The organism is Cupriavidus consociatus (genome assembly GCF_017814975.1).
In the GTDB taxonomy this organism is placed as follows: domain Bacteria; phylum Pseudomonadota; class Gammaproteobacteria; order Burkholderiales; family Burkholderiaceae; genus Cupriavidus; species Cupriavidus consociatus.
This window is the reverse complement of record NZ_JAGIQA010000001.1, coordinates 476522-488999: the sequence shown is the minus strand read 5'-3', so window position 1 is coordinate 488999 and position 12478 is coordinate 476522. Positions and strand designations below refer to the sequence as shown.

General features: G+C 65.2%; 11 protein-coding genes. 1 reads left to right on the top strand and 10 read right to left on the bottom strand.

Annotated features, from left to right (window positions below):
* Positions 1 to 68: 68 nt before the first annotated feature.
* Both J8I82_RS02195 and ppsA read right to left on the bottom strand, forming a co-directional pair.
* Positions 69 to 491 (bottom strand): NfeD family protein, encoded by a 423-nt coding sequence (locus tag J8I82_RS02195; RefSeq protein WP_209754194.1) that lies wholly within the window; start codon positions 489 to 491, stop codon positions 69 to 71.
* 163 nt (positions 492 to 654) lie between these two features.
* Positions 655 to 3039, bottom strand: coding sequence for a phosphoenolpyruvate synthase (ppsA, locus tag J8I82_RS02190; protein WP_209754193.1), 2385 nt, complete (start codon positions 3037 to 3039; stop codon positions 655 to 657).
* 288 nt (positions 3040 to 3327) lie between these two features.
* On the opposite strand from ppsA, the gene ppsR reads away from it, so the two are divergent.
* The gene (ppsR, locus tag J8I82_RS02185; protein ID WP_245179307.1) at positions 3328 to 4269 is read left to right on the top strand and encodes a posphoenolpyruvate synthetase regulatory kinase/phosphorylase PpsR; all 942 of its coding nucleotides are present in this window, start codon (positions 3328 to 3330) and stop codon (positions 4267 to 4269) included.
* Between the two features lie 33 nt (positions 4270 to 4302).
* On the opposite strand, the gene J8I82_RS02180 is transcribed toward ppsR, so the two are convergent.
* From J8I82_RS02180 to bamA, 8 genes are all read right to left on the bottom strand, one after another.
* Positions 4303 to 5079, bottom strand: coding sequence for a TrmH family RNA methyltransferase (locus tag J8I82_RS02180; RefSeq protein WP_209754192.1), 777 nt, complete (start codon positions 5077 to 5079; stop codon positions 4303 to 4305).
* On the bottom strand, positions 5076 to 5849 hold the full coding sequence (gene rnhB / locus J8I82_RS02175) for a ribonuclease HII (RefSeq protein ID WP_245179305.1): 774 nt from the start codon (positions 5847 to 5849) through the stop codon (positions 5076 to 5078). The genes J8I82_RS02180 and rnhB overlap by 4 nt, the downstream gene beginning before the upstream one ends.
* The gene (gene lpxB, locus J8I82_RS02170; protein ID WP_209754191.1) at positions 5849 to 7057 is read right to left on the bottom strand and encodes a lipid-A-disaccharide synthase; all 1209 of its coding nucleotides are present in this window, start codon (positions 7055 to 7057) and stop codon (positions 5849 to 5851) included. The genes rnhB and lpxB overlap by 1 nt, the downstream gene beginning before the upstream one ends.
* A gap of 13 nt (positions 7058 to 7070) precedes the next feature.
* Positions 7071 to 7874: an acyl-ACP--UDP-N-acetylglucosamine O-acyltransferase gene (lpxA, locus tag J8I82_RS02165; RefSeq protein WP_209754190.1), complete on the bottom strand. Its 804-nt coding sequence runs from the start codon at positions 7872 to 7874 to the stop codon at positions 7071 to 7073.
* A gap of 100 nt (positions 7875 to 7974) precedes the next feature.
* Positions 7975 to 8424, bottom strand: coding sequence for a 3-hydroxyacyl-ACP dehydratase FabZ (gene fabZ / locus J8I82_RS02160; RefSeq protein WP_209754189.1), 450 nt, complete (start codon positions 8422 to 8424; stop codon positions 7975 to 7977).
* A 10-nt stretch (positions 8425 to 8434) separates the two neighbouring features.
* On the bottom strand, positions 8435 to 9526 hold the full coding sequence (gene lpxD, locus J8I82_RS02155) for a UDP-3-O-(3-hydroxymyristoyl)glucosamine N-acyltransferase (protein WP_209754188.1): 1092 nt from the start codon (positions 9524 to 9526) through the stop codon (positions 8435 to 8437).
* 44 nt (positions 9527 to 9570) lie between these two features.
* Complete coding sequence (locus J8I82_RS02150) at positions 9571 to 10098, bottom strand: OmpH/Skp family outer membrane protein (protein ID WP_209754187.1); 528 nt, start codon at positions 10096 to 10098, stop codon at positions 9571 to 9573.
* Between the two features lie 22 nt (positions 10099 to 10120).
* Positions 10121 to 12454 carry an outer membrane protein assembly factor BamA gene (gene bamA, locus J8I82_RS02145; protein ID WP_245179304.1) on the bottom strand — a complete coding sequence of 778 codons (2334 nt, stop codon included), beginning with the start codon at positions 12452 to 12454 and terminating at the stop codon, positions 10121 to 10123.
* Positions 12455 to 12478: the final 24 nt, after the last annotated feature.

Genomic DNA, 12478 nt, shown 5'->3' with positions numbered 1-12478 from the left:
ACGGCGCCGCAGGAACGGCGGCAGGCGGATGGCTGCACGGCTGGCACCGGGCAACCCTTGGATACGGCTCAGCGCGGCGAAACCACCAGCGTGCTGCCGCGCACTTCGACGATGCGGTAGCGGCCCGGGGCCGCGGCGCAGTTCGGCGCGAGCTCGACGGTCCAGTCAGCGCCGCGGTACGGCACGCGTGCGCGGCCGTTGGCGTCCCAGGCGGAGACGTCGAGTTCCTGGCCGATGTCGAGATTGACGTTGGGATCGGCGGCGGCATTGCCGCGCCGCAGCTTGCCGAAACGGGTGCGGCGCAGTCCCGCGATCAGCACCGCGGCGACCAGCGCCGCGGTCACGGTCTGCGCGGCGGGCGACAGGCCAAGCAAGGCCGCGACGCCGCCGGCGGCCAGTCCCACGGCCACCATCAGCAGGTAAAACGTGCCGGTATTCAGCTCGACGATCACAAGCGCGACCGCCGCTACGAACCAGATGTAGTAGGCCATCCGAACTCCCCGTCCGATCGGTTCCCGAAAACGATTCCCGAAAAACAAAAAACCCCGCAGCGCCAGAGGCGCCTGCGGGGCCGATTCAACACCTGACGCAGGGCCGGTGCCAGCCGGCTGCCCGAAGGCGCCGGCTAATATCGCTATTGTGACGTCAAAAGCCTCAGGAGGCCAGCTTCTGCCAGGTGTCGACCACCGAATCCGGATTCAGCGAGATCGACTTGATGCCTTCCTTGGTCAGCCACGCGGCAAAGTCCGGATGGTCCGAAGGACCCTGGCCGCAGATGCCGACGTACTTGTCCAGGCGGAGGCACGCCGAAATCGCGCGCGACAGCATGAAGCACACCGCCGGATCGCGCTCGTCGAAGTCCTTGGCCAGCAGTTCCATGCCCGAGTCGCGGTCCAGGCCCAGCGTCAGCTGCGTGAGGTCGTTCGAGCCGATCGAGAAGCCGTCGAAATACTGCAGGAACTCTTCGGCGAGGATGGCGTTGGACGGCACTTCGCACATCATGATGATGCGCAGGCCGTTCTCGTCGCGCTTCAGGCCATGCTTGGCCAGCAGCTCGATGACCTTCTCTGCCTGGCCCAGCGTACGCACGAACGGCACCATGATCTCGACGTTGGTCAGGCCCATTTCATCGCGCACGCGCTTCATGGCCTTGCATTCCATCTCGAAGGCTTCGGCGAAGTCTTCGGCGATGTAGCGCGAGGCGCCGCGGAAGCCCAGCATCGGGTTTTCCTCGTCCGGCTCGTAGCGCGAACCGCCGATCAGCTTCTTGTACTCGTTGGACTTGAAGTCCGACAGGCGCACGATCACGGGCTTCGGGTAGAAGGCCGCGCCGATGGTGGCGATGCCCTCGGCCAGCTTGTCGACGTAGAACGCGCGCGGGCTGGCGTGGCCGCGGGCCACGCTTTCCACGGCCTTCTTCAGGTCGGCATCGACCTGCGGGTAGTCGAGGATGGCCTTCGGGTGGACGCCGATGTTGTTGTTGATGATGAATTCCAGGCGAGCCAGGCCGACGCCGCAGTTCGGGATCTGCGCGAAGTCGAAGGCCAGCTGCGGATTGCCCACGTTCATCATCAGCTTGACGTCGATTTCCGGCATGTCGCCACGCTGGACTTCGGTCACTTCGGTTTCGAGCAGGCCGTCGTAGATGCGGCCTTCGTCGCCCTCGGCGCACGACACGGTGACCAGCGTGCCATCCTTCAGGATGTCGGTGGCGTCGCCGCAGCCGACCACGGCCGGCACGCCCAGTTCACGCGCGATGATCGCCGCGTGGCAGGTACGGCCGCCACGGTTGGTGACGATGGCCGAAGCGCGCTTCATCACCGGCTCCCAGTTCGGGTCGGTCATGTCGGCCACCAGCACGTCGCCGGGCTGCACGCGTTCCATCTCGGACGGGTCGTTGATGACGCGGACCGGACCGGTGCCGATCTTCTGGCCAATGGCGCGGCCGCTCGTCAGCACCGGGGCGGTGCCCTTGAGCTTGAAGCGCTGCTCGGCCTTGCCGGCCGACTGGCTCTTCACCGTTTCCGGGCGGGCCTGCAGGATGTAGATCTTGCCATCCTTGCCGTCCTTGCCCCACTCGATGTCCATCGGGCGGCCATAGTGCTTCTCGATGATCATCGCGTACCTGGCCAGCTCGGTCACGTCTTCGTCGGTGATCGAGTAGCGGTTGCGCAGTTCGCCCGGCACGTCGACGGTCTTCACGCGGCCGGCTTCGCCCGGCTTGGTGAATTCCATCTTGATCAGCTTGGAGCCGATCGAGCGGCGGATGATCGGGTACTGGCCGGCCTGCAGCGTCGGCTTGAAGACGTAGAACTCGTCCGGATTGACCGCGCCCTGCACCACCGTTTCACCCAGGCCGTAGCTGGAGGTGATGAAGACCACGTCGGGGAAGCCGGATTCGGTGTCGATGGTGAACATCACGCCGGAAGCGGCCAGGTCCGAGCGGACCATGCGCTGGATACCGGCGGACAGCGCCACCACGTCATGGGCAAAGCCCTTGTGCACGCGGTAGGAGATGGCGCGATCGTTGTACAGCGAGGCGAACACGTGCTTGATCTTGTCCAGCACGTCCTCGATGCCGCTGACGTTCAGGTAGGACTCCTGCTGGCCGGCGAACGAGGCGTCGGGCAGGTCTTCCGCCGTGGCCGACGAACGCACCGCGAACGAAGCCTCGGCGCCTTCGCGCTCGGACACGCGGGCATAGAACTCACGGATTTCCTGTTCCAGGCGCGGCTGGAACGGAGCGGTGGCGACCCAGTCGCGGATCTCGGCACCGGCCTCGGCCAGGGCCTTGACGTCGTCGACGTCGAGCGTCTTCAGGCGCTGGGAGATGCGCTCGGTCAGGTTGTTGTGGGCGAGGAAGTCGCGGAAGGCAAGCGCGGTGGTGGCAAAACCGCCGGGAACGCGCACGCCGGCTTCCGCCAGCTGGGAGATCATCTCGCCCAGCGACGAATTCTTGCCGCCGACGATTTCCACGTCAGCCATGCGCAACTGCTCGAACGGCAACACGTAGGCGCCGTTATCTGCCTGGTTAGTCATGAGAGCCTCAAAACAAAGTAGAAAACTTGTTGCGCATGCCCGGAATGTTGTTCGTGTTCTGTCCCCGGACCGATCGCTTGGCTAAGCAACCCCATGCTCATGGTGTTGCAATGTTGCGGACGCGGCGCTACGGCTCTCATCGCGCAGCGCACATTGTCGACAATTCCGGGCCCGGATCGATGCAAAGGGAGCCCCTCGCGGAATTGCTTAGCGAAAAGATCGCCGCTATTCTACCGTGCTGCGCCGCACTTTTCTGCGGAAGATTGAATCTATTTATTTGCGCAACCCATGTCCCAGCCAGAAGCGCCCGGTACAGCGGATTCCGGGACCCAGCCTGGAACGCAGCCTGCCTCCCCGTCCAACCAAGCGACCGCGGCCACGCCCGCTGCAGCGATCCAGACCGGCGATCGCCCGCCGGTGCGTACCGTCTTTATCGTCTCGGATGGCACCGGGATCACTGCGGAAACCTTCAGCCACTCGATCCTGGCGCAGTTCGAAATGCGCTTCCGCAAGGTGCGGATGCCATTTGTCGATACCCCGGAAAAGGCACATATCGCGGTCGGCAAGATCAACGAGGCCTTCCATAACGAAGGCGTGCCGCCGATCGTCTTCACCACGCTGGTCAACCAGGAAGCGAACAAGGCACTGCGCCGCGCCAAGGCGATGATCCTGGACATGTTCCAGACCTTCATCGAGCCGCTCGAGAAGGAACTGGGGCTGAAGTCGACCCACGCCATCGGGCGCTTCCACCAGAACGCCGATACCGAGGCTTACAAGAACCGGATCGAGGCGATCAACTTCTCTCTGGCGCACGATGACGGCCAGTCACACAAGAACCTCGAAGAAGCCGATGTGATCCTGGTGGGCGTGTCCCGCAGCGGCAAGACCCCGACCAGCCTCTACCTGGCGATGCAATACGGACTGAAGGCTGCAAACTACCCGCTGATCCCGGATGATTTCGAGCGCGGCAAGCTGCCGTCGGCGCTGTACGCGTTCAAGAGCAAGATCTTCGGACTGTCGATCGACCCGCAGCGCCTGACGGAGATCCGCAACGAGCGCCGTCCCGGCAGCAAGTACGCGGCGGTGGAAAACTGCCGCTACGAGGTCAATGAGGCCGAGGCGATGATGCGGCGCGAAGGCATCAAGTGGCTGTCGTCGACGCACAAGTCGATCGAAGAGATCGCGACCACGATCCTGCAGGAGATCAAGGTCGATCGCGACAACTACTAGGCAAAAGCAAAAGCGGCCGCCCGGCCGCTTTTTTTATCGCCGCTGTCGCACCGCCTCGAACAGGCAGATCGCGGTGGCAGCTGCCACGTTCAGCGATTCCAGGCCGCCCGGCTGGGGAATGCCAACCTTGCGCTTCACGTGCTGCATCCACGCGTCGCTGACGCCGGCGCCCTCATTGCCGACCACCCAGGCCACCGGCGCGCGCAGGTCAGTATCGAACACCGTGGCGTCGGCATGCGAGGACGTCGCCAGCAGCGGCAGCGCCAGCCGCGGCGCCAGCGATTCCACGGTGCAGTGCTCGACGATGTTCAGGTGGAAGTTGGCGCCCATGCTGGCGCGCAGCGTCTTCACCGACCAGGCGAACGCGCATCCCGTCGCCAGGAATGCATGGCGGATGCCCGCCGCGGCGGCGCTGCGCAGGATCGAGCCGACATTGCCGGCATCCTGCACCCCGTCGAGGATGATGCAGTCCTCTTCGATGCGCGCGGGCAGGTGGCCGGCAGGCGTCTCGATCACCAGCATCAGATCGATCCCGTTGACCACGCCGGAAATCTGCGTGAACAGCGTATCGGCCAGCACTACCAGCCGCTCCGCGTCGATGCGCGCCAGCAACGGCGCTACCTCGGCGTGGTCGTAGTGACGCTCGGACACCACGCAGGTGACTGGCTGGCCCAGCGCGTCGATATAGGCCTGGGCCAGGTGCACGCCGTCGAGCAGCGACTGCCCGGCCTTGCGGCGCTGGTGGGTGGAAGTGGCCAGCGCCTTCAGGTGCTTGAACAGCGCGTTGTCGCGCGAGGTGACGTGCTTCACGGTGCGTCGGTCTGCAGGGTGCCTGGCGGCGCGGCCTGGATGGGGGTGGTGATTTCGTTGATTTCGTTGATTTCGCTGTTTTCGAGGCCTTCGATGACCTCGGCAACTGCCGTCACCGCGGTAAACATCGGACGCTGTGCCAGCGCCTCGCGCACCGGCGCGAACGAGCGCCGGTGATGCGGCGTGGCGCCGAATTCGGCCAGCGCGGCCAGGTGCTGCGGCGTGCCATAGCCGACATGCGAATCGAAGCCGTATTGCGGGTAGCGCTCGTGCAGCGCCATCAGTTCGCGGTCGCGCGCCACCTTGGCCAGGATCGACGCGGCCGAGATCGCCCTGACCAGCGCGTCACCCTTGACGATGGCTTCGACAGGGAACGGCACCTGCGGGCAGCGGTTGCCATCGACCTGCACCAGGTCCGGCACCACGCCGCTGGCGGCCAGCCCCTGCACCGCGCGCTGCATCGCCAGCATGCTGGCGTGCAGGATGTTGATCGTATCGATCTCCTCGACCGTGGCGAAGGCGATATGCCAGCCCAGCGCCCGTTCGCAGATCTTCTCGTACAGCGCCTCGCGCCTGGCGGCGCTCAGGATCTTGGAGTCGGCCAGGCCTCGGATCGGGCGTTTCGGATCGAGCACCACCGCGGCGGCATACACCGGCCCCGCCAGCGGGCCCCTGCCCGCTTCATCGACGCCGCACAGCCGCTGGATCGAAGCGGCGGCCGGCGCCAGGTCCAGGCCCATCTGCGGTGAAGCCGCATTGCGACGCGCCATCAGACGGTCCCCCGGCTGTGCATCAGGTCCACCACCACATCGGCGGCCAGTTGCGCGGTGTTGCACTTGAGGGTCTCGTGCATGCGGGTGAAATGCTCGTACAGGAAGGCAATATTGCCCTCGTCGTTGAGCTGCAGCAGCGTTTCGCGGGCCAGCGCCTCGGGCGTGGCGTCGTCCTGCAGCAGCTCGGGCACGACAAAGCGCCCTGAAAGGATATTAGGCAATCCCACGTACGGCAGGTAACCCTGCCGCTTCATGATCTGCGCGGTCAGCCAGGGCACCTTGTACGAGATCACCATCGGCTTCTTGTACAGGGCCGCCTCCAGCGTCGCGGTACCGCTGGCCAGCAGCACCACGTCAGCAGCTTCCATGGCCTGGTGCGACTTGCCGTCGACAATGGTCAGGCGCAGTTCCGGATACTGCTGGTGCAGGTCTTCGACGATGGCGCGCAGCGGCGCGCTTGCCGCCGGCAGCACGAACGCCAGGTTCGGGTCCATGCGCTGCATCTGCGCCATCGCGGCAAAGAAGGTGGCGCCAAGGTTGCGCACCTCGGACTGGCGGCTGCCGGGCAGCACCGCGACCACGCGGTGGCCGGCGGGCAGCCCCAGTTCGGCGCGTGCGCCGGCAACGTCAGGCACCATCGGGATCACGTCGGCGAGCGGATGCCCGACGTAGGTGGCGGGAATGCCGGCCTTGGCGTAGATCTCGGGCTCGAACGGGAACAGGCACAGGATGTGGTCCACCGCGCGCGCGATGGTGCGGATGCGCCCCCCGCGCCAGGCCCAGATCGACGGGCTGACGAAATGCACCACCGGGATCCCGGCGCGGCGCAGCGGCACTTCCAGGCCGAAATTGAAATCCGGCGCATCGACCCCGATAAAGCACTGCGGCGGCTCGGCCAGCAGCCAGTCGCGCACCTCGCGCCGGGTGCGCAGGATCTCGCGCAGCGAGCCCAGCACCTCGACATAGCCGTTGACCGACAGCGTTTCCATCGGCCAGCGCGAGACGAAGCCCTGCGCCATCATGCGCTTGCCGCCGATACCGGCGTACGCCATGGTATCGCCCAGGCGGGCCTTGAGCCCGCCCATCATCAGCGATGCCAGCAGGTCGCCGGAGGCCTCTCCGGCCACCATGGCGATGGTGCCGCGCCTGGCGGCGGCAGAACCGTTGCCCGTGGGCAAGCCACCCCGAATCGCGGCGTCGACCATGTGCGGCCCGGGCTCAGCGCACGATGCCGCGCTGGGTGGCGGCAAGGAAGTCGACGAACGCCTGCAGCGGCACCGCGGTGCCGGCATCTGACTGGGCCAGCAAGGCGGAGATCTCGTTGCGGGCCTCGTCAAAGCTGAGGTCGGACTTGTAGAGCAGCTTGTAGGCCTGGCGCAGCGCAGCGATCTGCCCCGCGTCGAAGCCGCGGCGGCGCAGTCCCTCGACGTTGACGCCGTGCGGCGTGGCCTTGTTGCCGCCCTTGTCGCTGGCGGCGATCACGAATGGCGGCACGTCCTGCACCAGCGCCGAGGCACCGCCCAGCATCGCGTGGGCGCCGATGCGCACGAACTGGTGCACGCCGCTCATGCCGCCCAGGATGGCCCAGTCGCCCACGTCGACGTGGCCGGCGATCTGCGCGTTGCTGGAAAACACGGTGTGGTTGCCGACCGAGCAGTCATGCGCGATATGCACATAGGCCATGATCCAGTTGTCGCTGCCGATGCTGGTCAGGCCGCGGTCCTGCACCGTGCCGGTGTGGATCGTGGTGAATTCGCGGATGGTGTTGCGGTCGCCGATCTCGAGCCGGGTCGGCTCGTTGCGGTACTTCATGTCCTGCGGCACGCCGCCGACGGAGGCATAGGGACCGATGTTGTTGCCCTCGCCGATCGTGGTATGGCCCTCGACCGTCGTATGCGAGCCGATCCGGGTGCCGCTGCCGATCCGCACATTGGGGCCGACGATGGAGAACGGCCCGACGGTCACGTCGGCTGCCAGTTCTGCCTTCGGGTCAACCAGGGCGGTGGGGTGGATTTGCGTCATACGTCCTGTCCTGTGGTGTGTCTGGTGAAGAGTGGGCCCCTGCGCGCGGCAAAGGTTCCCGTCCGCGCCGCGCGCCCGTGCGGGAGCGCGGCAGCCGGCCTCACTCGGCCTGCTTCACGGTGCACATCAACTCCGCCTCGCAGGCGACCTTGTCGTCCACGGTGGCGAATGCCTTGAATTTCCAGATGCCGCGGATATAGCGCTCGACCGTCACATTCATGTGCAGCTGGTCGCCGGGGTACACCACCTGCTTGAAGCGGGCCCCGTCGATGCCGACGAAGTAGTACAGCGAGTCTTCCTTGCGCTCCATGTCGGCGCCGAAGGTCAGCAGGCCGGCCGACTGCGCCAGCGCCTCCAGGATCATCACGCCAGGCATCACCGGATGGCCCGGGAAATGCCCCTGGAAAAACGGCTCGTTGATGGTGACGTTCTTCAGCGTCTTGATCCGCTTCTGCGGATCGAACTCCAGCACGCGGTCGACCAGCAGCATCGGATATCGATGCGGCAGCAGCTTGAGGATCTTCCGAATGTCAATGTCGGCTGCGGTCATGATGTTTCTCTTAGTCTTGTGAGGTTTGGGAGCCGGCGGATTGTCCGCGCAGGCGACGTTCCAGCGCCACCACCCGTTCGCGCAGCTTGCTCAGGCCGCGCACGATGGCTGCGTTGCGTTCCCACTCGCCGTGCGGCAGGAACGGGAAGACGCTGGTGAAATGGCCCCCGGGCTTGGTAATGGATTTGGTGATGGAGGTACCGCCGGACACTGTGGTGCGGTCGGCAATGGTCAGGTGGCCGGCAAAGTTGGCCGCGCCCCCGATCACGCAGAAGCGGCCGATGCGCGTGCTGCCCGATACCGCGGCGCAGCCGGCAATGACCGTATGGGCGCCGACCCGCACGTTGTGCGCGATCTGGACCTGGTTGTCGATCTTGCAGCCGTCCTCGACTACCGTGTCGGCCATGGCGCCGCGGTCGATCGCCGTATTGGCACCGACCTCCACATCATTGCCCAGCACCGCGCGTCCCGTCTGCGGGATCTTCACGTATTCGACGCCGGTGGCGCTGATATCGGGCGCGAAACCGAAGCCATCGGCGCCGATCACCACGCCGCTGTGCAGGATGGCGCGCGCGCCCACGACGCAGCCATGGTAGACCGAGACGTTGGCGTACAGCAGCGAATCATCGCCGATCTCGGCCCCGGCACCGACGTAGCCGTTGGCCAGGATGCGGACCCGCTCACCCAGCCGTGCGCCGCGCTCGATGACCACGTTCGGGCCGATGAAGCACGATGCCGGCACCACCGCGTCCGGCGACACGCTGGCGCGCGGGTCGATACCGACGCGCGGATCGTGGTTGGCTTCGCGGTCGAAGCGCTGCGCCACGCGGGCAAAGCAGACGTAGGGATTGCGCGCCACCAGCCAGTTGCGGCCGTCGGCACGGCCCCCGGCGCGGATGCGCTCGAGGTCGGCCTGCGAGACGATCACGGCGCCAGCTTGCGAATCCAGCGCCTGCTGCAGGTAGAGCGGATTGGACAAGAACGAGAGTTCGCCTGCCGAAGCCTGGTCAAGGGGAGCCAGGCCAACGATCGCCAGGTCGGGATCACCCACAACCTGCGCGCCGTTCTCGGTGGCGAGCTGACCCAGTGTGGGTGTCTTCATGGCGGTACTTCCTGAAAAAAACGGTACGAAAGAGCAGCGGCCGCTTACTTGCTGCCGGTGTTCAGCGCCTTCATCACCTCATCGGTGATATCGATGCGCGGATTGACGTACACGGCTTCCTGCACGATGAGGTCGTACTTGCGCTGCTCCGCCAGCTGGCGGATCACGCGGTTGGCGCGCTCGAGCACCTGCGCCAGCTCCTCATTGCGGCGCTGGTTCAGGTCCTCGCGGAACTCGCGCTGCTTGCGCTGGAACTCGCGATCGAGGTCGGCCACCTCGCGCTGGCGGCGCTGGCGATCGGAATCGGCCAGCACGGCGGTGTCCTTGTCGAGTTTGTCGGCCATGCCCTTGATCTTCTGGGCCATGTCCTGCAGCTCGCGGTCGCGCTTGGAGAATTCCTGCTCCAGCTTCACCTGGGCCTGCTTGGCCGGCTGCGAGTCGCGCAGGATGCGCTCGGAATTGACGGCGGCAATGCGCGCCTCCTGGGCCATGGCCGGCATCGTGGCGCAGAGCGCGGCGGTGGCGAATGCGGCGGCGCCCAGGGATTTGACCACTTTGGATGTTGTCATCATGAAAACAGATCCTTTTACAGAATCAGAATGCCGTCCCGATCTGGAACTGGAAGCGCTGGACCTTGTCGGTGTCGTCGCGGTTGAGCGGGAAGCCCATGCTGATCTTCAGCGGTCCGATCGGCGACAGCCACGACATGCCGAAGCCGGTCGAGTACTTGAGGTCGCTGAACGAAATCGGTGCGCCTTCCTGGTAGACGTTACCGAAGTCGAAGAAGGTGAACAGGCGCAGCGTGCGGTCAACGCCCGAGCCCGGCAGCGGGAAGATGAATTCCACGTTACCGATCATCTTGGACGCGCCACCCACCGGGTTGCCGTTCTGGTCCTTCGGGCCCAGCGTGCTGGTCTGGTAGCCGCGCACCGAGCCGATACCACCGGCGTAGAAGTACTTGAACACCGGGAACGGCGTGTTGCCGTAGCCATGGCCGTAGGCAACTTCACCGTTCAGCGCCAGCGTGAACGACTTCGAGATCGGGTAGAAGTACTGCTGCTGCACGCTGGCGCGGTAGTACTGCGTATCGCCGCCCGGCAGGCCCACTTCCAGGTTGGCCTGGGTGTATGGGCCCTTGGTCGGGACCAGCGCGCTGTCGCGGCGGTCACGTGCCCAGCCGATGGTGAACGGGAAGTTGTTGATGCCGTCGCCGCTGTTCTTGCCGATCGCGTTCAGCCACGCCGTGTACTGGCTCGGCGTGTTGACCGAGGTATAGACCTGGGTCCGCTCGTAACCGATACCGAAGAAGACAGTGTCGACTTCCGAGAACGGCACGCCGAACTTGAAGCCGCCGCCTGCGGAGACGATCTTGTAGTCCTGGTCGCCGGTGTAGTACAGCGGACGCGAGGTACGGTAGTAGATATCGGTCGAGCGGCTGATGCCGTCCACCGTGAAATACGGGTCGTACTGCGTCAGCGCGATGGTACGGAACGACTTCGCGGTGTTCACGTCCAGGCCCAGGCTGGTACCGGAGCCGAACACGTTATCCTGGCGCAGGCCGGCCTGCAGCACCAGCTTGTCGGTGGACGAGAAGCCCACGCCCAGGCTGATCTGGCCGGTCGGCTTCTCGGTCACGTTGACGTTCACATCGACCTGGTCGGGCGCGCCGGCCACGTCCTCGGTGGTGATATTGGTGTCGGTGAAATAGCCGGTCCGGTTGATACGCGCCTGCGACTGCTGCAGCTTCTCGCTGTCGAACCACGAGCTTTCCATCTGGCGCATCTCGCGGCGCACCACTTCGTCGCGGGTCTTGCTGTTGCCCACCACATTGACGCGGCGCACGTAGACGCGCCGTCCCGGGTCGACCATCAGCGTCAGCGCAACCTCACGCTTTTCCTGGTCGATGTTCGGCTGCGGGTTGATCGTGGTGAAGGCGTAGCCATAGGTGCCCAGCAGGTCGGTAATGGCCTTGGTGCTGGCGGTCAGCTTTTCGGACGAGAAGATGTCGCCCTTCTTCAGCTGCAGCAGCTTTTCCATTTCCTCCTGCTTGCCCAGCAGTTCGCCGGCCAGGCGGATGTCGGACACCTTGTACTGCTCGCCTTCCTTGATGTTCAAGGTCAGGTAGATGTCCTTCTTGTCCGGCGTGATCGACACCTGGGTCGATTCGATCGCGAACTCGAGGTAGCCGCGGTTCAGGTAGTAGGAACGCAGCGCCTCCAGGTCGGCCGTCAGCTTCTGCTTCGAGTACAGGTCATTCTTGGTGTACCACGACAGCCAGTTCGGCGTGGACAGCTGCATCTCGTCGCGCAGCGTGCTTTCCTTGAACGCCTTGTTGCCGACGATATTGATCTGGCGGATCTTGGCGACCGGGCCTTCCTCGACGTTGAACACGACCGAGACGCGATTGCGGTCCACCGGCGTGACCGTGGTCTGCACGTCGGCGGCATAGTAGCCGCGCGCGACGTACTGGCGCTTGAGCTCCTGCTCCGCCTTGTCGATCAGCGCCTTGTCGTAGTAGCGCGCTTCGGCGACGCCGACCGCGCGCAGCGAGCGGCGCAGCGTGTCTTTGTCGAATTCCTTGATGCCGACGAATTCCAGCTGCGAGATCGCGGGGCGTTCTTCCACCTGCACGACCAGCACGCCGTCTTCGGCGCGGATCTGCACGTCCTTGAAGAAGCCGGTATTGTAGAGGGCACGGATCGCGTCGGCGCCCTTGTCGTCGGTGAAGGTTTCACCGACGCGCACGGGGAGGTAGCCAAACACCGTACCCGGCTCGACGCGCTGCAGGCCCTCAACGCGGATGTCCCTGACGACGAACGGATCGGCAGCCCAGCCCGCCGGGCTCCAGGCTGCAATAACGGCACTCGCCAGCAAGCCCAGCGAAATGCGCTTATGTCTGATCAATGTTGATCCCCTCTTTGATTCCATCCAGGATTTTCCATGCCTCGTGGG

Bases quoted from the DNA above. Each gene is read 5' to 3' on its own strand.
- lpxD (WP_209754188.1), bottom strand. From the start codon at position 9,526: ATGAAGACACCCACACTGGGTCAGCTCGCCACCGAGAACGGCGCGCAG.
- J8I82_RS02150 (WP_209754187.1), bottom strand. From the start codon at position 10,098: ATGATGACAACATCCAAAGTGGTCAAATCCCTGGGCGCCGCCGCATTC.
- lpxA (WP_209754190.1), bottom strand. From the start codon at position 7,874: ATGACGCAAATCCACCCCACCGCCCTGGTTGACCCGAAGGCAGAACTG.
- bamA (WP_245179304.1), bottom strand. From the start codon at position 12,454: ATGGAATCAAAGAGGGGATCAACATTGATCAGACATAAGCGCATTTCG.
- lpxB (WP_209754191.1), bottom strand. From the start codon at position 7,057: ATGGTCGACGCCGCGATTCGGGGTGGCTTGCCCACGGGCAACGGTTCT.
- ppsR (WP_245179307.1), top strand. From the start codon at position 3,328: ATGTCCCAGCCAGAAGCGCCCGGTACAGCGGATTCCGGGACCCAGCCT.
- J8I82_RS02195 (WP_209754194.1), bottom strand. From the start codon at position 491: ATGGCCTACTACATCTGGTTCGTAGCGGCGGTCGCGCTTGTGATCGTC.
- fabZ (WP_209754189.1), bottom strand. From the start codon at position 8,424: ATGACCGCAGCCGACATTGACATTCGGAAGATCCTCAAGCTGCTGCCG.
- ppsA (WP_209754193.1), bottom strand. From the start codon at position 3,039: ATGACTAACCAGGCAGATAACGGCGCCTACGTGTTGCCGTTCGAGCAG.
- rnhB (WP_245179305.1), bottom strand. From the start codon at position 5,849: ATGGCGCGTCGCAATGCGGCTTCACCGCAGATGGGCCTGGACCTGGCG.